Here is an 18,275-nt window from a genome sequence, read left to right on the forward strand (position 1 = left end):
TATCTATCTTATTTTTTAACACAGTATTTCAAATATATTTATATCCTTTTTGTCTATAATTTACTTTTATTTATATAATTGTATAAAAGTTGAGAGAAAATTGAGTTTTATGACTTACACTCTTCTTATATAAAAAAGGAGTGTGTTTTTTATGATTATAAAAGCAAAACAACTATCAAAAATATATGGTTCTAATAACAACAAAGTTATTGCATTAAACAACATTGATTTAGAAATAAACTCAGGTGAATTTGTTTCTATCATTGGACCTTCTGGAAGTGGAAAAAGTACACTTTTACATATCTTGAGTGGATTAGATAGTCCTACATCTGGGCAGGTATTACTTGATGGGAAAGATATGTATAAATATAGTGAAAAGGAACTTTCCACTCTTAGAAGAAAATGTTTTGGATTTGTATTTCAACAGTTTAATCTACTACCAGTTTTGACAGCTTCAGAAAATATTTCAATGCCTGTATTATTAGATAAAAGACAACCTGATAAAGAATACTTAAATGAAATTTCATCATTGCTTGGAATCTCAGATAGATTGCATCATCTTCCACATGAACTCTCAGGAGGTCAGCAACAAAGAGTTGCTATTGCTAGAGCATTAATTGCAAAGCCAAATGTAATATTTGCAGATGAACCTACAGGAAACTTAGACAGCAAAAGTGGTAGTGAAGTTATGAATCTTCTTATTAAAACATCAAAACAATTTAAAAAGACTCTAGTAGTAATAACTCATGATGATAGGATTGCAAAGCTTGCTGACAGACAGCTTTCAATAATTGATGGTGTACTTATGGAGGTGAAATAGTAATGAAGAATTACCTTTCACTTTCAATAAAAGAGTTAAAAAACCAAAAACTTATGACTACATTAATTGTTATTGCAATAATAATGTCAACTATAATGACAACTGTAGTAGGTCAATCAATTGGCATACTTCAAAACTTAAGAAAAGAGCAAGCTCGCTCTTTTAATGGTGATAGACATGTATCCTTTCACCAACTCAATAAAACTCAAGTTGATAAACTAAAAAAAGATAATAGAATCTACCAAGCTGGTCTTTCAACAACACTTGGTACTAGTAAAATAAAGAATACAGGTATCTCTATACTTGTAAAAGAATACGATAAAATAGGACTTTCCAACTATCCAAAACTAATGAAACTAAAGTTTGGAAATCTTCCTAAAAATAAAAATGAGATTGCTTTAGATGAAAACACCTTACAACTTATGGGAATAAAACCAAAACTTGGTATAACTATTCCTATGGATTTAAATATCTCACTCTTAAATGATACAGAACAACCCTATGGTTATAAAACCAATTTTAAACTAAGTGGTATTTTAGAAAATGACTACACAGGCTATGCAAGTGGAATAGTAAATAGTGTTGTAGGTAAAGGTACATCAGAAAATCTATTACCTAAAAGATATGCTTTATCATCATTGGATTTTAAAATAAAGCAACAAAATAAATTTCAGGAAATTATAAATCAATTAGCCAAAAAAGTCAATATTTCTCGTAGTTCAATTCAATACAACTGGGTTTATTTAAATACATTAGGAATTAACTTTGAAGGAGATAAAAACAGTTCCAATAGTGCTAATATGTCTATAATTATAATAATATCTTTATTTGTTGCACTCTTAGTACTACTGGCCTCTGGACTTGTAATCTATAATATTTTAAAAATTTCTGTTACAAAGAAAATCAAAGAGTATGGATGTTTAAGAGCAATTGGAGCTGAACCAAGGCAACTATATAAAATTATTATCTTACAAATTTTATTTTTATGCGCTATTGCTATACCTATTGGAGCTATAATTGGAATTGTTTCTTCTGAAAGCATAACTGAGATGGTTACGAATATTTTAAATCCAGATATATTTTTAGTAAATGACAGTAAACAAATGCCTGAGATTATACAGAGAAATTCAACAGCATACTTAATTCCACTATTATTAAGTGTTAGTATTTCACTAGTATTTTCATTTGTTGCGGCTTTACCATCAGCAATATATGCTTCACATGTTTCTCCTAAAATTGCTATGGCTGGTAGCACTATCAAAATCAAAAGAAAAATTAAGATTAAACGAGAAAAACCAATCAAAAACTTCGAAAGACATCTAGCATGGCTAAATCTAAAAAGAAATAAAGGTAGAACTATAATAACTATACTATCATTATTTATGAGTATAACAGTATTTGTTGCACTGAGTGAATTTTCTAATGTATTAGATGTATCCAAATCGGTTAGTGACTTAAAAAAAGGAGATTTTTCTTTAACAAATGAAGTGCCTGGCTTTGATAAATCTACGCTAGATAAAATAGTTAACATGAAAAATATCAATCGTACCTCTTTTATCAAATACTCTGAATATAAACAAGGGGAAATAAATACAGATATTAACTTTGAAAATGGTTCTGAAATGTTAAAAGTTATTGGAGTTGATGAACAAACTCTTAAAGAATTAATACCTTCTGTAAAAGATTCTTTATTGGAGGATTTCAAAAATGGCTCTCTATGTCTTATAAAAAATCCAATTGCTATTTCTACATCAGATACAAAATTTAAGGCTACAAATCTAAAACCAAAGGATAATATTACAATTAATAAAAAACAATTAAAAGTATACAATACTGTAGATAAAATGATTAATTTGCAGGGTAATGGTTGGTTAAATGGTATTGATGTTATTGTATATGATACTGTATATGACACCCTAACAAATAAAAATAAATTCAGTCAGATAAATGTTTATGCTAAAGATAAATCAAATTTAGAAGAAATAAAATTATCTATTGAACAAATTTGCAAAAACAATCCAGGTTCTCGTTGGATATCGTATATTGAATCAGACAACCAACTTAAAGAAAGTTTCAAACAAATACAATTTTTAGCATGGACTATTATACTATTTGTAGGTTTGATTGGTACTTTAAACATTATTAACACAACTCATACAAACATTAATACTAGAATTAATGAAATTGGAGTTAAGAGAGCTATTGGTATGAGTAACAGTAGTTTATACAAAATGTTTTTATGGGAAGGTTGTTATTATGGAATCTCTGCTTCTATATTTGGTTCAATTGCAGGATATGCCAGTACTGTTATAATAAACATGGCTACTATAGAAAAAATTGATTTTACTAATATCCCAATTGTTTCGATTTCACAAGCTACACTTGTTTCTATAATTGCATGTATTATAGCCACTCTTATTCCTTTAAGGAGAATTAAAAAAATGGATATTATTGATTGTATAGATATTATAGAATGATAATAATAAATTAATATCTATAAATAAAACATAATAAATTATCTTTTTAAAACTATAATCCTATAGATTTTTTGATTATATATCTTTATGACCACAAATATTGCTATCGCCTTTATTTATGGTCTTTTTTTATGTTTTTAAATAGAATTGAACTTTTCAAAGGATATTCTTTATATAAGTTATTAATTAATAAACATGACATTATGTTGTCATGTTTATTGTGCTATTATGTTTTTAAAATTCTTTTGCTTTACAATTACTTTTTATAGTATTTAAGGCTTAAAATTAAGGAGCTTAAACATATGAAGATAAATATAAAATCAACTTTAAATGAATTTATTAAAAATAATAATCTTTTTGAGGATAATGAAGTCTTATCATATCTTCCCAATATAACAATAGATACAGACTCTATAAAAACTATAATGATTAACGAAGTTGTACCAAGTAATCCTAATGATGATTTTTATAGTTTAGATGAGCATGCTGACTACTTAAAAAATACAATCCCTTTATTCCAAAATGCAGGTATAAAAGTATCTAGCATAAACGATATCTTAAATCTAGGCATATATATAACAAATGCAGTAAAATTACCTAAATCAGAATATACAATAACTCGCGACACTATTCAATCGCACATGCCTATTTTAGAAGAAGAAATTAAATTATTCAGTAATCTAAAGGTAATAATGTTAATGGGAGATGTAGCAAAAAAATCTTTTAATATGATTACTAAAAAACATACAAAAAAGAATGCAGTTCCTTCTATTTCAACATACAAACTTCGTAATAATGAACTTTATTATGACAATTTACGAATATTCCCATCATATATTATGACTGGTGGAAACTTATTGATTGAAAAATCAAAATTCGAAATGGCCTCAGAAGATATTCAAAAAATGATAGAACTTATAAAATAATAGAAAAGTGCCTCATAAAAACGCTTTGAGGCACTCTACTTTTCAAATCATAAGTTATAATTATAGTACTTTTTTTATAGTAAATTTAAATTTTTATTTAATATTATTTATCACTAACCTTTAATATTGTCCATCATTGAACAAATCAAACATATCTATTTATCTAAAAATATATCCTTTACTGTAACATCTGGATGGTGATACTTCTTTCTATCTGTCAAAAACGATTTTTTTATATTAATAGCCTCTTTTGGACACCAATGAAAACAGGCTAAACATCTTTCACACTCATTACCCCACTTTGGTTTTCTGTCAACTATACTTATGTTTTCTAATGGACAAACTCTTTTGCATGTTCCGCACCCATTACAATTATCTTCTGCAAAAAATTTAGTGGTGGCAATCTGCATGTTTTTACCTACTAGACGAAGTACAACACTATCTATATGTGACTTTAAATTGTTTTTTCCCTCTATATTTCCAAATTCCAAGTTATTGATACATTTTGCAACTTCAGCTACTCTATTAGTTTGACTTCTCAATCTTTCCTCTTCAACATCTGGAGGTGTTATCAAAGCATTTCCAGGCATATTAATTAAAAAACCAGCAGATAATTTTTTACCCTTTTTCTTAAGTAATTTATCTATAGTAAATAAACTGTGTCCAGCCACCCCATTGCAAGTGGCAATAGCATATATATGAGTATTACTATTAAAATTTAACTTATCTATAAAAAACTTTACTATATCAGGAACATCAGCGAAATAAACTGGAAAAACAATTATCAATATATCTTCATTTACGTCTATATGTCTTTCTTTTCTATGTATAGCTAAAGGTATTACTTCCCCATTTTCATTTAACATTTCTTTTAAAGTCTTTGAAACCACTAAAGAGTTTCCTGTTCCAGAAAAATAATAAATCTTAGAACTCATCCCTATCCCTCTTTCTATTGTTTTGTATCATCAATGAGTTAAAAAGACTTCTTAAAACATAATTTATACTTATTTACTGAGTTTATCTAAAGCTTCAGTAAATAAAGACAGCTCCTCATCTGAAATAGTTTTAAATGTATCTGTTGCATATATATCTGCAATTTTATTTAATGGCTCTTCTAATTCTCTGCCTACATCTGTTAAAAATATTTGAAATTTTCGTCTATCTTTAACATCTACTTTACGAACAATCAAGCCTTTATTTTTCATAACATCTAAAATTCTTGTTGTATTAGATTTATCCTTACATGATTTTTCGCACAAATCTATTTGAGAAATTCCATCTTGTTCCCATAGAAATCTTAATAAAGCATAATGATCAGTTGTTATATCATATCCATTTTGCTTAAACATCTTTTTTAAATCTTCTTTTACTTTTAATGAAGTACTTATTAACTTACTTGTGACTTCATATAATTTATCAAAATCTCTCATAATACCTCCATCTAAATAATACCTTGCGCCTCCCATCTATCAATTATTCCTTTATATTGCTCAATATTTTTAAATGCCATTGGCTTTAAAATAATATTCATAGCAATAAAGTCGTAGATTTGAGAAAACACAGGTGGATTTTTCTTTTCCTCTATACAATAAACAAATTTTTTAGATACCTTTTGTATCTTTGATTCTACTCTTTCAACTATAGGATTTTGATTAAATCCAACCTTTACAGATAAATGACCACAAACATAACCTCCTGAATCTAAAACCATTGATTTCATAAAAGAAATAGCTTTTGAACCACGAGCATTTTCATATGTTGTAACTGCTATACATGGTTTATGATACAATAATCGCTCTAACATCATATGAGCTCTATCTGTAAACACCTTAAAAAGACCAGTTACACTACTTCCATAAGTTGGACTACCAAATATAACACCATCACTCTTAGTAATTATATCATGAATATACTCTACTTTATCATTTTGATTAATACACTTACCTATTTTATAACAATTTAAACAACCAATGCAATATGATGGATTGACTTCACTTAGATTAAAAAAATTGATTTTGACATTTGGTTTAATTTTTTTTATATCTTTGCATAACTGAGTCAAAACATTTGATGTTGCCCCATTTTTTCTAGGGCTTCCATTTATAACTGTAATTATCATAATTTATACCTCCATTTTAGTTGTTATATCAACAATAAGTATATCAACCATTTTTTTAACTGTCAATATAATCCTTATATTTAATTTTTTACCATACATACAGCTTAATTAATACTATTTATATTTAAATACATGTACTTTCTAGATGACTAAAAATGAACTATTTAAAAAAATTGACAAAGCAAACTAATGATAATATACTTTATATATTACAAATGTAAGTATAAGGAGGTATCTTATGAAAAAACTACCACAGATTTCAGAAGCAGAATATCAAGTAATGAAAATCATTTGGAAACATGCTCCTATTAGTACGAATGAAGTGATTGAAAAGCTAGTAAAAACAAGTAAGTGGAGTCCTAAGACTATTCAGACAATGTTGTTGCGTTTGGTTAAAAAGGGAGCTTTGGCATATGAAAAAAATAGCAGAGTCTTTGTTTATACTCCAATTGTTAAAGAAGAAGAGTATGTATCTACAGAAAGTAGTTCTTTTTTAAATCGCTTTTATAATGGAACACTTAATTCTATGGTACTAAATTTTTTAGAGAATGATAAATTATCAGAAGATGATATAGAAGAATTAAGACATATTTTAGATAAAAGGAAAACTAAGGAGGATAAGTAAGTATGTATGCTCCATTTTTTATTCGATTCTTGCTTAGCACAATAACCTTATCTTTTTTAATTATTATAATTTTGCTTGCTAAAAAAATATTAAAAAAACATATTTCTGCAATGTATCAATACAATATCGGGTTTATGATACTTATAATGTTAATAATCCCATTTATTCCGCTTAAATATATTAATCATTTAAATATATTTAGCTATATATCTAGTTTTACTCAGATTGAAAATAATACAGCAAATACTTCTATTGTAAAAAACTCTTCAGACAGTATAATTAATAATTCAAATGCATTAAAAGATTTTTCAGTATCTTTGAGTCAATCTAATTTCGATAATTTAAATATTTTATTGCTAACATTATGGATAATTGGAATTACAACCATGATAATTATTACAGTTCATTGTAATTTTAAAATAGGAAATATAAAAAAATCAGTACAAATTTTAGAAGATGAAGAGATACTTTCACTTTTTAAGCACTGTAAAGAAAATATAGGTTTAGATAAGAATTTTATACTATGTAAATCATCTATTATAAATACACCTATTACATTTGGATACTTTAGGCCACATATTATATTACCAAGCGAATCTATATCTAAATTATCTTTAAAAGACATAAGATATATTTTACTTCATGAATTACAACACTCTAAAAACAAAGATATTTTAGTAAATTATCTAATGTGTTTTTTCCAAATATTATATTGGTTTAATCCTCTTATCTGGTATGCACTTAAAGAAATGAGATTAGACCGTGAGATTGCATGTGATATTTCAGTTTTAAAAAGACTTGATGAGAATAGCTACATAGAATATGGACATACCATAATAAATTTTATAGACAATCTATCAAAGCCATCTAATCTCACACTTACTTCAGATATTGGTGGTTCAAAAAAGCAAATAAAAAGACGTATATTAAAGATAACAGATTTCCAAATTGAGTCAAAAGCTTTAAAACTTAAAAGTATTTTAATTTTTACAATAATAGCTTTAATTGTATTTGGAAGTAGCCCTACACTATCCATTATGGCAGATGTCAATGAAAAATATAATATTACAAGTAATCAAACTTTATATGAAGATTTAAGTCAGTATTTCAAGGGTTTTGATGGGAGTTTTGTAATGTATGATTTAGAGTCCAATCAGTATCATATTTATAATGAAGAAAAAAGTAAAACGAGAATTTCACCAGACTCCACTTATAAAATTTATAGTGCTTTGTTGGGATTAGAAAATGGTGTGATAACAAGAGATAATTCATACATTCATTGGGATGGGAAGTATTCTACTAATGATTCTTGGAATAAAGACCATGACTTATTTTCTGCTATGGAAAACTCCGTTAACTGGTATTTTCAAGATTTAGACAAAAAAAATGGTATGAAGAAAGTACAAACTTATCTAAAAAAAATTAACTATGGAAATTGTGATGTTTCATCTGGGATATCAAACTATTGGTTAGAATCTTCTTTGAAAATCTCACCTATTGAACAGGTAAATTTACTTAAAGATTTTTATACAAATAAATTTAAATTTAAAGATGACAATATAAAAATTGTAAAAGATTCATTATTGATATCTAAAGAAGCTGGAGTATCGCTTTATGGAAAAACTGGTACTGCTAATATAAATGGAAAAGATGTAAATGGTTGGTTTATAGGCTATTTAGAAAAAAATGGAAATACTTATTTATTTGCAACAAACATTCAAAGTAAAGATTATTCTAATGGTATCACAGCATCCAAAATAACATTGTCTATTTTAAATGATAAAAAAATATATAAGACAAATTAATGCAAATATACTTTTAAAATTACAATAAAAAAATTTGATGGTTGTAATTTGTTTACACATATCTATATAAATACTCTAAATATGGGATTTTATTTATAAATAGTTTAAATATTTATGTAAGTTTTTATTTATTTACATAAAACCTAATACTTTTTCTTTAAGATTTAAAAACTTCATACAATATTCAAATTAATTCTCTATAAAATTCATATACAAGGTTTATTATATAAACATAGAAGATAGTAAAACTAGCTTAAAAACATAATATAATACCCTATACAAATAGTGGCAACTCTCCCTCACATCCTCAATTGTTGCCACTATTTTATTTTTTGAACTAATAAAAAACTTCACTATATAGTGAAGTCTCTTATTAGTTTGACTTTTATCTAAAAATAAGCCAAAAATATAATCTCTAATACATCATATTAATCTTCAAATACTGATTTTATAATAGGTATAACATAATGGCTTCCTCCACGATGTTTCACATCTTCAACCATAGCTAATGCTAAATACTGTTTGTCACTATTTTCATCAACTGTAAAAGCATTAAACCATCCAAGCTCTATTCCAGTAGTATCATCTTTTGATGCTTTAATTTCTGCTGTACCAGTTTTTCCAGCAATAGTAACTCCTTCAGTTTTAGCACTATGGCCTGTTCCATTTGGATTTTCAATAACTTGAATTAAATCATCACGAATAATTTTCACAGACTCTTTAGAAAACACATCTTTTTTCCAGAATTCAGCCTGTGGATTTTCTTTAAATTCAAGATAAGGCCTTATCATACTTCCATCATTGACAAAAGTTGAATATATTGATGCCATATGTACTGGATTTACAAGTACTTTACCTTGACCATACCCACTATCTGCTAATTGTATTTCTGTATCAAATTTATTGTCAGTACCAAATTTTGAAGAAGCTAATCCAAATTCAAATGGTATACTTTCTTCAAATCCCAGTTTTAACAATTCTTTTGATAATACATTTTCACCTATTTTTAATGCTGCTTTGGCAAAGTAAATATTATCAGAGTAAATCAATGCATTTTTCATATTTACAGTATTTCCATAATCCTTTAATGTAGTTACCTTATAACTTCCCCAACTAGAATCTTTTTGCCAACTAAGACCACTATGTCCAAAATTTTCATTAGGATTAATCTTTCCTGTTGTTATACCAATACCAGCAGTAACTGGTTTGAAAGAAGACCCAGGGCATAGTCTGGCTTTAAATCTATTATACATTGGTTTATTTTCATTTTCATTGAGTTCCTTCCATCTATCCCCTGACATACCTAGTATAAATTCATTTGGATTGTATGATGGACTACTTACAAGAGATAAAATCTCTCCTGTTTTAGGATTCATAACTACTGCGCAACCTTTATCATTTTTCAACTGGTCATATAATTTACTCTGTATCTTCGAATCAATGGTCAGTTTGACATCTTCCCCATCTTGCTTTGGAACAATTGCTAAAGTTTCTTTTTTATCTCCATATCTATCAGCTATGATAATCTCACATCCATCAATACCACGTATTCTGTCTTCCAATAAACTTTCTAAACCAATTTTACCTATTATGCTATTAACATTGTAGTTCTTTCCCTTTTTTTCTTTTAATATTTCTGCATTCACATTTTGAACATACCCAGTTAAATGACCAGCTTTTTCACCTAGTGGATATGCTCTTACCTCTGTATTAGATATTTTAACTCCTGAAATGCTAAGTAATGATTCTTGTAATGATTTATCTTTTTCTTTTACAGATCCATCTGGATTTTCTTCTATTTTTTCAATAGTTTTTATAGGTACCATTGAGTTTTCTTTTACCCAAGATGCATCTAATTTTTTTTGGATTTGCTCAACTGGTATATCTAGTAAATCAGATAGTTTTTTTAGGTCTTCTACATTATTACTCATCTTTCCAGGCACTAATCCTATAACAGATGCAAGACCTTGACCAGCAAGTACTTCACCATTTCTATCTAAAATATTTCCTCTTTTAGCTTTAAGTGTTGATACTAGAACCTTATTATCATTTTCAAGTTCTGGAAATATAACTTTTGACTGCCATCTTATTCTATAGTTTTTTTGCTTGTCTTTAGTCAACAATACTTCATTTGAAAATGAGATTTCTCCTGCTAAAGTGTTTATTTTAGAATCATAATTTATTTTTGTACCTTCATCTTCATCTTTTTTAATGTCCTTAATATCAATACTTATATTGTGTGCACTAATTCCTTCGTATATTTTTTTATTTCTAGAGACAAAATCTTCTTTTTTGTTTTCTAGTTTACTTTTCTCATCTAATAGATTGTACATTTTTTCATATTGTCTTTCATTTGCGAAAGACATATACTGTTTTAATACTTCATCTGGTTTGATTTTATTAAATCCATTCAATACAAAATTAATTGTAAGACCAATAATAACTGTAACTAAACAGATTAAAGCTCCAAGGATTAGTAATTTCTTTGTTTTTATCTTTTTTTTCATACAAACCCCCTTATTCTTCAATATATTACATATGTAAGCTTTAAATTTAAAATAAGCCCATAAATATATCAATTATATACTTTTTTATTGGTCTATTGTTTTTAAATATACTCATAAAAAATATGTATCTTAAATATTATAATTGATAGTAATTTATATATTACATATGTAAGTTTTAAAAGTCAATATTATTATTACTATCTTTAATAAATTTCTTTCTTAATTTAAAATAAATTAAGTTATCTTACACCTAACTGTTTTATACTATATAAATTTAAATTGACAAAGCGACACAAGTGTCTTATAATCAAAAGCGACACATATGTCGCAAAGGAGGAAAATCTATGGCAACAAAAGGAATGCAAACTAAACAATTTATTATTGATACTTCAATAAGGTTATTTTCTGAAAAAGGCTACAGTAATGTAACTATGAAAGATGTTTGTGAAGCATGTAATTTAAGTCGTGGTGGTCTATACAGACATTTTAATTCAACAAAAGAAATTTTTATTGATATGCTAAATTCTCATAAAAACAATGCTAAAAATTTATTAGATGAAAGTATCAAAGAAAATATATCAGCTAGGCAAATGTTAGAGTATTTTCTTAATCAACAAAAGTCAGAAATACAAAGTGAATATTCTGGACTAGATTTTGCAATCCATGAATTTGCTTTTGTAGAAAAAGACCAGCGTGATTATATGAACAAAAGATATAACTCAGCTATTACAATGCTTTCGAAGTTAATAGATTATGGACAATCTAAAAATGAATTTAAAAAATGTAATTCTACAATACTTGCAACACACATAATGTTCTTGCTTGATAGTATGAAGACATCCGCACCTGTTTTAATACTTACAGATAACGATATTGATAATCAAATAAATCTTATAAAGGATATGGTGATTTTATATGAGTAAACAACAATTCCATAAAATTGACTTACAAAACTGGGAACGATATACACATTTTTATTATTTTTCAAAGATGACAAATGTAGGATTTGATTTAACTATAGAAATAGATATTACTCATTTACTTGATGAAACAAAAAAGAAAAATATCAAATTTTATCCAGCATATCTATATATAGTAACAACTTGTTTAAATCGATATAAAGAACTAAAGATTGCATATGATGAAAATGAACTAGGATATTGGGATACTTTAACTCCATTCTATGCAATTTTTCATGATGATAATAAAACTTTTTCATCAATATGGACAGAATACAATAAAGATTTTTCAATATTCTATAAGAGTTACTTAAATGATGTTGAACAATATGGAAAAAATTATGGTTTTTTAGCAAAACCTAATCCTCCAAAAAATTGCTATACTGTTTCATGTCTTCCATGGATTAGTTTTAAAAGCTTTACTGTACATAATCATGGTCTTGAAAATTATTTTTTCCCTACAGTTGAATCAGGTAAGTATCATCAAAAAGATGAAAAAATACTTCTCCCTCTTTCTATAACAGTACATCATGCAGCTACTGATGGATACCATGTAAGTTGTTTTATTGATGATATACAAAAAATGTGCTTTAATACTGATACATGGCTATTCTAAAAAACATCTGTATTATAACCATGTATTATAATATTTATAATCTAGGATAAACAATCACATTGCACTAATAGGATAATGTGATTGTTTACTTATTTTAATTATAACTATTTATTTTTTCTTTAATTTTATTTAGTTCTCAATTTTATTTAAATATTTTACTCTTTTAGTCCATCCCACAGTTAACAAAATTAAAGCTACTATTGTTGCTGTTAAAATATAAATATAGTTCATATTAGAAAACCATCCTTTCCCATCTTCCATGTAAGTGGAAATACTTATAAACCATCGTATGGGACTTATGATACTCATATTTTGCAACATAGTAGGCATTTTATCAATTGGAATAAATGAACCACCAACAAGTGATAATATAAGAGATATACCAGTAGCAAATAAATTTGCATACATCTCTTTATTAAACAAGGAAGATACAAATGTTCCAAAAGAAGTTGCCAAAGCCGATATCCATACACCCATTAAAAGTAAATTTATATAACTGATACTAATATCAATATTAAATAATTTAATAATAGTTATAGAAACTAGATATTGAAAATATGTGATTGCAAAGTTATATAGCATATTCCCTAACACATATCCTCTTATATTTTGTGGTGAATATAATATTCTTGTAAATGTACCTGAATTCTTATCTTTAATAATCATTGATGCTGTAATAGTAGATGTTATCATTAAAAATAATACAATAAAAGCAATTATTCTTTGCAAAACCCCTAATGTATTTTCTTGTAGTTTACTTATATTTATAGGTGTTGAATCTTCTTTATATGATTCTATTAAATACTCTAATATATTATTTGTACTTTTATCTTTTATAGAATAAAGTTCGAAATTACCCTTATTAAAATATATAACAGCAGAATATTTTCCAGTTATAATATCAGTTTTAACTGTTTTAAAATCTGCAGTTTCAACATCAATTCCTTGAGTACTTTTTAATGCCTTAACCATATCTGTATAAATATTCTTTTCAGATTCATTTAAAACTTGCTCATTTTTATACTCACTTAAAATACCAATATTAAAAGATGGTTTACTTATGTAGTTTGCCATTACTCCAAGTATTACTATAATTATTGGAAATAAGAGTGTTACTAAAAATCCTGATTTTTTATTTATATTTCTTTTAAAATTATTATTAAAAATACCTATTAAGTTCACTATATAAATGCCTCCTTTTTAAAAAATTTAACTGTAAGTACTGTAATTAAAATACTTATCATTACAAATATAGATGATATATAAAAAATAGGTTGAAAATTATTATCATAAATACAAGTAACTATACTCCTATTGACCCAAGTCAATGGTGATATATTAATTGCTAATGAAACAATTGGGTTTAATGAACTAACTGGAAAAAATACTCCTCCTAAGAAACCAAAAACCACTATTGGTATATTAATGATATTACGTAGTATATCTAAGTTTTTGCATGCAAGACCTAAAAATAAACCTATAGCTGATACTACAGTTGATTCACACACTAAAAGAAAAATAATAACTAAAAAATTTCCACCAAAACTTATCTGAAAAACACTTTTTATTATCATTAAAGTTATTACATTGCACAGTGAAAGTATAATTGTACAAGAAAAAAGTTTTGAAAGTACTAGTGCTGTTATAGAAATAGGAGAAATCATATAACGATATGATGTACTAGAAATTTTCTCATCTTGTGACGCATATGAAACACTAATAATTCCCATAAGTACACAAAATGGTATTGTGACAATAGTATAATAGTTATATGATGTAAATTCTGTTCCATAAGATTTTGATGTTAAATATCCTAATAACATTATGGTTATTAATGGAAAAACAATATTATAAAATAAAATAAAAAAATCTTTACTTCTTCTCTTTATTCCTAATCTAAACAATGGTAAAAAATATCTCATATATTATTCCTCCAAATCTCTCAAATTTGTACCTGTAAGATATAAAAAAATATCCTCCAAGGTCTTGCAACCAAGTTTTAAATACTTATCTTTATATACGCTCTTATCTAAGTCTTCTAAAATTACTCCTTTGTCAATTAAAACAATCCTATTACATAAAGCTTCTATTTCCTCCATATAGTGACTAGTGTAAATAATTGTTGTACCATTCTTATTAATCGTTTTAATTGCTTCCATAATTTTATTTCTCGATTGAGGGTCAATTCCAACTGTTGGCTCATCCATAATGAGAATTTTAGGACTATGTGCGATTGCACAAGCTATATTTAATCTGCGTTTCATTCCTCCAGAAAATTTTGCTGGAAGTTCTTTGTGTCTACCCCAAAGTCCAACAAACTCTAAGGCCTCTTTAGTTCGAGATTTGAGTTCGTTTCCTCTAAAACCATACAATGAACAAAAGAATTTAACATTATCATATGCACTTAAATCTTCATATATTGCCAGTTCTTGTGGCACAACACCAATAGCACTTTTAAAAACATTTTGCTGATTTTTGATACTTTTACCTTTATAATATATATCTCCACTATCTGGAGATAAAATCGTAGTAAACATATTAATAGAGGTGCTTTTTCCTGCTCCATTTGGCCCAATAAAACCTAAAATATCCCCTTCTAGTATTTTAAAACTCTCCCTTGATACAACTTCCTTATTTTTATATCTTTTAGATAACTTTTCAATCTCTAATAGTACATTTTCCATTTATAAAACCTCCTAATATTTTAACCAATATTATATATCCAATGTTGTATATATTGTTTTTTTAAAACACGAGTCTTTGACCCGTGTTATTATGAATAAACTTATTTTTTATTTTGTAATTTTAGTATTATTTTATCTATATTTTCTATAGCTTTGTCTGGATTATTAATTATTTCATCTCTGAGTTTTTGAACCTCTAATAGTTCACTTGTTGCCTCATTTGCAAATAAAAAATCTTCTTCTATATTTGAAAAATCTATAGATTTAATGACGTTCTGTGTTTCATAACCAACAGATATGTACTTATCAATATTATTTAGTATTTCCTCATGCCATAGTATTTGATAATTCAAATTATCTATTGTCATATCAAAGGCAATTCTTTCTGTTGGAAGGCTTTTTTTATCAATCTTTTTAATTTCTTTCCAGTTTTCCCAATACTTTTTCTGCTCTATCAGATGCTTTATATGCTTTTCAAGATTGGTTTGTATAGTATCTCTTGGTAATACATCTAAAATATTATACAACAAAAACTTATTTGAACCTATTGGAACTATAGGCATTTGCAGTTCTTTTTGTAATTCTTCTCTTAGCTCCACTTTACCACTTTGTGTAATATCATAAATCTTACGAATTCTAGCACCATTTTTTTCTTCTCTCAAAACTCTAACTAATCCATCTTTTTCTAACTTTGTCAAAGCATAGTAGATTGAACCAGATTGTATTTTGGTCCATCTATCTGCACCAGAAACTTGTAAAAATTTTTGAATTTCATATCCATGTGTTGGCTTAATATTTAAATAATATAAAATTAAAGTACGTATCAGAAAAATTCACCACCTTATACTCTATCTTGGATATTATACTATCACCAACGTTGTATATAGTCAATAGTTATTATTTTTATTCTTTAGTACAAGGGCTTCCATGAGACATACATATCCAGTTGTATTTTAAATTTTCTAACTCATTTACAGATTTCATCATTTTTTCAGAGTCCCAGTTCCACAGATTAGGATATGGAATTATATTTCCGTTCTTATTCTTAACTAAGTCTCCTGCAAATAAAACATCTTCAAAAAGCATACAAACATGTCCTGGTGTATGTCCTGGTGTATGAATAATTTTTATATTTCCAACTTGCATATTGTCTCTATAAGGCTCTATATCTTTAATAATTCTTTTTGCAATTGTCTTTCCAATAAATTTTTTGAATCCAGGTCTATCCTTCTCTCCTATAATAAATGGGATATCTTCCATATGAGCCCACACTTTTGCTCCTGTATATTCTTTCAATAACTTAATATTAGACATATGGTCAACATCATGATGAGTCAGTAAAATATGCTTAATATCAGTTAGTTGAATCCCAAGTGTTTTTAATTCTTTAATTATACCATTCCCCATAAAAGGAAGTCCTGTATCTATCAATGTAATCTCTTCATCAAACACAATAAAACAATTTGCACCACGAGTACTATCTAACAACAAGATATTTTCTTTTATTTGCATAAATAAATCCCCCTTTTTTTATATTTTACCTATATAATTAATTAGTAAAGTTATAATAAATTATAGTGCTTTACATTAATTTTATTCGCAATAGTATACCGTTGTTATATAAGTATACCACTAGTATACTATTTTATCAATGGAATCAGTAAAAAGGAGTGTTTTATATGCCAGAATTATCAAAAAGAGATAAAGAAAAAATCCAAAGAGAAAATGAAATTGTTGTCAAAGCAGAAAAATTATTTTGTCTTAATGGATTTGATAACACCTCTATGAATGAACTAGCAAAGGAAACAGAATATACAAAACGTACTATATATAAATATTTCTCATGCAAGGAAGATTTGTTTTTTGCTGTTGTACTAAGAGGGTATAAAAGACTTTGGGATAGTGTTAAAATAGAAAGTTCAAGAGGTAAAACTGGATTTGAAAGATTAAAATTTTCATATTCTGCATTTCATAAATTCTACTGTAAAGAGCCTTCTTTATTAGCTTTAATGGGAATGATTGGACTTGTACAATCTAAAAACTCAGACTTAGAGATACCTTTTAAAGAAAAGTTTTTTTCTTTCAATAAATTTATGTTTGAAGAAATACAAGAACTATTTGAAATAGGAAAAGTTGATGGAAGTATTAGGTCAGATATTGAGATACCCACTCTTATGTATTCATCAATATTTACACTTACAGGATTTTTTAATTTATTATCTATAACAGGAAAATCGTATCTCAACAATTTTAATATAGAAGAAAAAAAATTTATTGAAACCACTCTTGGTCTTTTGATAGATTCACTTAAAGCGTAGTTTTAATTTATAAGTTTTTTGACAGGAATTTTATTTTCTGTGCAGGATAATCTAGAGGATAAAATGATAACTTTGTTGTAGAACAAGGATTTCCATTGTGTATGATTTTGTGTATCTGTATAATATCTGTATAAATAGAAATTTACGTTGGAGGGCTGTGTATGAAAGAAAAAGATAAAAGAAATAGTTATGTTACTTTATTTATGTTTATAGGTGCAGGTATTGGTATTGCTATCGGTTTTGCGATTGGTATCTCTCAAGGAAAAACTGGAATATCTATGTGTTATGGATTAGTATTTGGAATGATAGTAGGAGCTGGTCTTGGAACTATTATAGAAAAGAGCAATAGTAAAGATTAAAACAAATTCCAGTTTGGTAACTGAATATTCAATATCACACAAGCAGTTAGTTATTTATGC

At 26.8% G+C, this 18,275-nt stretch carries 18 protein-coding genes; 9 read left to right on the top strand and 9 right to left on the bottom strand.

All coding sequences use genetic code 11. The features are described 5' to 3' along the window. Nucleotides 1-151 precede the first annotated feature (151 nt). From IC214_RS06250 to IC214_RS06260, 3 genes are all read left to right on the top strand, one after another. On the top strand, nt 152-820 hold the full coding sequence (locus IC214_RS06250) for an ABC transporter ATP-binding protein (RefSeq protein WP_227483347.1): 669 nt from the start codon (nt 152-154) through the stop codon (nt 818-820). Between the two features lie 2 nt (nt 821-822). Continuing rightward, the gene (locus IC214_RS06255; RefSeq protein WP_227863252.1) at nt 823-3,297 is read left to right on the top strand and encodes an FtsX-like permease family protein; all 2,475 of its coding nucleotides are present in this window, start codon (nt 823-825) and stop codon (nt 3,295-3,297) included. A gap of 302 nt (nt 3,298-3,599) precedes the next feature. After that, nucleotides 3,600-4,223, top strand: a complete 624-nt coding sequence (locus IC214_RS06260; RefSeq protein WP_227435286.1) for a uracil-DNA glycosylase family protein — start codon at nt 3,600-3,602, stop codon at nt 4,221-4,223. Between the two features lie 155 nt (nt 4,224-4,378). Here the strand turns inward: IC214_RS06260 and IC214_RS06265 are convergent, their stop codons facing one another. The 3 genes from IC214_RS06265 to IC214_RS06275 all read right to left on the bottom strand — a co-directional run bounded on the left by IC214_RS06265 (nt 4,379) and on the right by IC214_RS06275 (nt 6,342). Further along, nucleotides 4,379-5,158: an EFR1 family ferrodoxin gene (locus IC214_RS06265; RefSeq protein WP_227435288.1), complete on the bottom strand. Its 780-nt coding sequence runs from the start codon at nt 5,156-5,158 to the stop codon at nt 4,379-4,381. 69 nt (nt 5,159-5,227) lie between these two features. Next, complete coding sequence (locus IC214_RS06270) at nt 5,228-5,653, bottom strand: MarR family transcriptional regulator (protein ID WP_227866396.1); 426 nt, start codon at nt 5,651-5,653, stop codon at nt 5,228-5,230. A gap of 11 nt (nt 5,654-5,664) precedes the next feature. After that, nucleotides 5,665-6,342 carry a flavodoxin family protein gene (locus IC214_RS06275; RefSeq protein ID WP_227866397.1) on the bottom strand — a complete coding sequence of 226 codons (678 nt, stop codon included), beginning with the start codon at nt 6,340-6,342 and terminating at the stop codon, nt 5,665-5,667. Between the two features lie 238 nt (nt 6,343-6,580). Between IC214_RS06275 and IC214_RS06280 the strand changes: the two genes are divergently transcribed. Both IC214_RS06280 and IC214_RS06285 read left to right on the top strand, forming a co-directional pair. After that, on the top strand, nt 6,581-6,967 hold the full coding sequence (locus tag IC214_RS06280) for a BlaI/MecI/CopY family transcriptional regulator (protein ID WP_227825128.1): 387 nt from the start codon (nt 6,581-6,583) through the stop codon (nt 6,965-6,967). A 2-nt stretch (nt 6,968-6,969) separates the two neighbouring features. Continuing rightward, nucleotides 6,970-8,772, top strand: a complete 1,803-nt coding sequence (locus IC214_RS06285) for a BlaR1 family beta-lactam sensor/signal transducer (RefSeq protein WP_227866398.1) — start codon at nt 6,970-6,972, stop codon at nt 8,770-8,772. 428 nt (nt 8,773-9,200) lie between these two features. Here IC214_RS06285 and IC214_RS06290 read toward each other — a convergent pair whose 3' ends face one another. Further along, the gene (locus IC214_RS06290) at nt 9,201-11,279 is read right to left on the bottom strand and encodes a penicillin-binding transpeptidase domain-containing protein (RefSeq protein ID WP_227866399.1); all 2,079 of its coding nucleotides are present in this window, start codon (nt 11,277-11,279) and stop codon (nt 9,201-9,203) included. Nucleotides 11,280-11,623: 344 nt separating this feature from the next. On the opposite strand from IC214_RS06290, the gene IC214_RS06295 reads away from it, so the two are divergent. Together IC214_RS06295 and IC214_RS06300 are read left to right on the top strand one after the other, a co-directional pair. Beyond that, the gene (locus IC214_RS06295) at nt 11,624-12,202 is read left to right on the top strand and encodes a TetR/AcrR family transcriptional regulator (RefSeq protein WP_227825126.1); all 579 of its coding nucleotides are present in this window, start codon (nt 11,624-11,626) and stop codon (nt 12,200-12,202) included. After that, a complete protein-coding gene (locus IC214_RS06300; protein WP_227825125.1) occupies nt 12,195-12,854 on the top strand; it encodes a CatA-like O-acetyltransferase in 660 nt (219 codons plus the stop codon). The genes IC214_RS06295 and IC214_RS06300 overlap by 8 nt, the downstream gene beginning before the upstream one ends. 129 nt (nt 12,855-12,983) lie before the next feature. Here the strand turns inward: IC214_RS06300 and IC214_RS06305 are convergent, their stop codons facing one another. The 5 genes from IC214_RS06305 to IC214_RS06325 all read right to left on the bottom strand — a co-directional run bounded on the left by IC214_RS06305 (nt 12,984) and on the right by IC214_RS06325 (nt 17,050). Next, complete coding sequence (locus IC214_RS06305; protein WP_227825124.1) at nt 12,984-14,036, bottom strand: ABC transporter permease; 1,053 nt, start codon at nt 14,034-14,036, stop codon at nt 12,984-12,986. Next, on the bottom strand, nt 14,036-14,776 hold the full coding sequence (locus tag IC214_RS06310; RefSeq protein WP_227825123.1) for an ABC transporter permease: 741 nt from the start codon (nt 14,774-14,776) through the stop codon (nt 14,036-14,038). The genes IC214_RS06305 and IC214_RS06310 overlap by 1 nt, the downstream gene beginning before the upstream one ends. Before the next feature lie 3 nt (nt 14,777-14,779). Continuing rightward, nucleotides 14,780-15,538, bottom strand: a complete 759-nt coding sequence (locus IC214_RS06315) for an ABC transporter ATP-binding protein (protein WP_227866400.1) — start codon at nt 15,536-15,538, stop codon at nt 14,780-14,782. Nucleotides 15,539-15,639: 101 nt separating this feature from the next. Then, complete coding sequence (locus IC214_RS06320; RefSeq protein ID WP_413926649.1) at nt 15,640-16,371, bottom strand: PadR family transcriptional regulator; 732 nt, start codon at nt 16,369-16,371, stop codon at nt 15,640-15,642. 70 nt (nt 16,372-16,441) lie between these two features. After that, complete coding sequence (locus tag IC214_RS06325) at nt 16,442-17,050, bottom strand: MBL fold metallo-hydrolase (RefSeq protein ID WP_227483358.1); 609 nt, start codon at nt 17,048-17,050, stop codon at nt 16,442-16,444. Between the two features lie 167 nt (nt 17,051-17,217). On the opposite strand from IC214_RS06325, the gene IC214_RS06330 reads away from it, so the two are divergent. Then, a complete protein-coding gene (locus IC214_RS06330) occupies nt 17,218-17,856 on the top strand; it encodes a TetR/AcrR family transcriptional regulator (protein WP_227435320.1) in 639 nt (212 codons plus the stop codon). Between the two features lie 161 nt (nt 17,857-18,017). Next, complete coding sequence (locus IC214_RS06335; protein WP_227866401.1) at nt 18,018-18,215, top strand: hypothetical protein; 198 nt, start codon at nt 18,018-18,020, stop codon at nt 18,213-18,215. The last annotated feature ends 60 nt before the right edge of the window (nt 18,216-18,275 follow it).

The organism is Clostridioides sp. ES-S-0190-01, assembly GCF_020658275.1.
In the GTDB taxonomy this organism is placed as follows: Bacteria; Bacillota; Clostridia; order Peptostreptococcales; family Peptostreptococcaceae; genus Clostridioides.

Excerpts from the sequence above, each read along its gene's own strand:
- IC214_RS06250 (WP_227483347.1), top strand. The coding sequence starts at position 152 with ATGATTATAAAAGCAAAACAACTATCAAAAATATATGGTTCTAATAAC.
- IC214_RS06255 (WP_227863252.1), top strand. The coding sequence starts at position 823 with ATGAAGAATTACCTTTCACTTTCAATAAAAGAGTTAAAAAACCAAAAA.
- IC214_RS06260 (WP_227435286.1), top strand. The coding sequence starts at position 3,600 with ATGAAGATAAATATAAAATCAACTTTAAATGAATTTATTAAAAATAAT.
- IC214_RS06265 (WP_227435288.1), bottom strand. The coding sequence starts at position 5,158 with ATGAGTTCTAAGATTTATTATTTTTCTGGAACAGGAAACTCTTTAGTG.
- IC214_RS06270 (WP_227866396.1), bottom strand. The coding sequence starts at position 5,653 with ATGAGAGATTTTGATAAATTATATGAAGTCACAAGTAAGTTAATAAGT.
- IC214_RS06275 (WP_227866397.1), bottom strand. The coding sequence starts at position 6,342 with ATGATAATTACAGTTATAAATGGAAGCCCTAGAAAAAATGGGGCAACA.
- IC214_RS06280 (WP_227825128.1), top strand. The coding sequence starts at position 6,581 with ATGAAAAAACTACCACAGATTTCAGAAGCAGAATATCAAGTAATGAAA.
- IC214_RS06285 (WP_227866398.1), top strand. The coding sequence starts at position 6,970 with ATGTATGCTCCATTTTTTATTCGATTCTTGCTTAGCACAATAACCTTA.
- IC214_RS06290 (WP_227866399.1), bottom strand. The coding sequence starts at position 11,279 with ATGAAAAAAAAGATAAAAACAAAGAAATTACTAATCCTTGGAGCTTTA.
- IC214_RS06295 (WP_227825126.1), top strand. The coding sequence starts at position 11,624 with ATGGCAACAAAAGGAATGCAAACTAAACAATTTATTATTGATACTTCA.
- IC214_RS06300 (WP_227825125.1), top strand. The coding sequence starts at position 12,195 with ATGAGTAAACAACAATTCCATAAAATTGACTTACAAAACTGGGAACGA.
- IC214_RS06310 (WP_227825123.1), bottom strand. The coding sequence starts at position 14,776 with ATGAGATATTTTTTACCATTGTTTAGATTAGGAATAAAGAGAAGAAGT.
- IC214_RS06315 (WP_227866400.1), bottom strand. The coding sequence starts at position 15,538 with ATGGAAAATGTACTATTAGAGATTGAAAAGTTATCTAAAAGATATAAA.
- IC214_RS06325 (WP_227483358.1), bottom strand. The coding sequence starts at position 17,050 with ATGCAAATAAAAGAAAATATCTTGTTGTTAGATAGTACTCGTGGTGCA.
- IC214_RS06330 (WP_227435320.1), top strand. The coding sequence starts at position 17,218 with ATGCCAGAATTATCAAAAAGAGATAAAGAAAAAATCCAAAGAGAAAAT.
- IC214_RS06335 (WP_227866401.1), top strand. The coding sequence starts at position 18,018 with ATGAAAGAAAAAGATAAAAGAAATAGTTATGTTACTTTATTTATGTTT.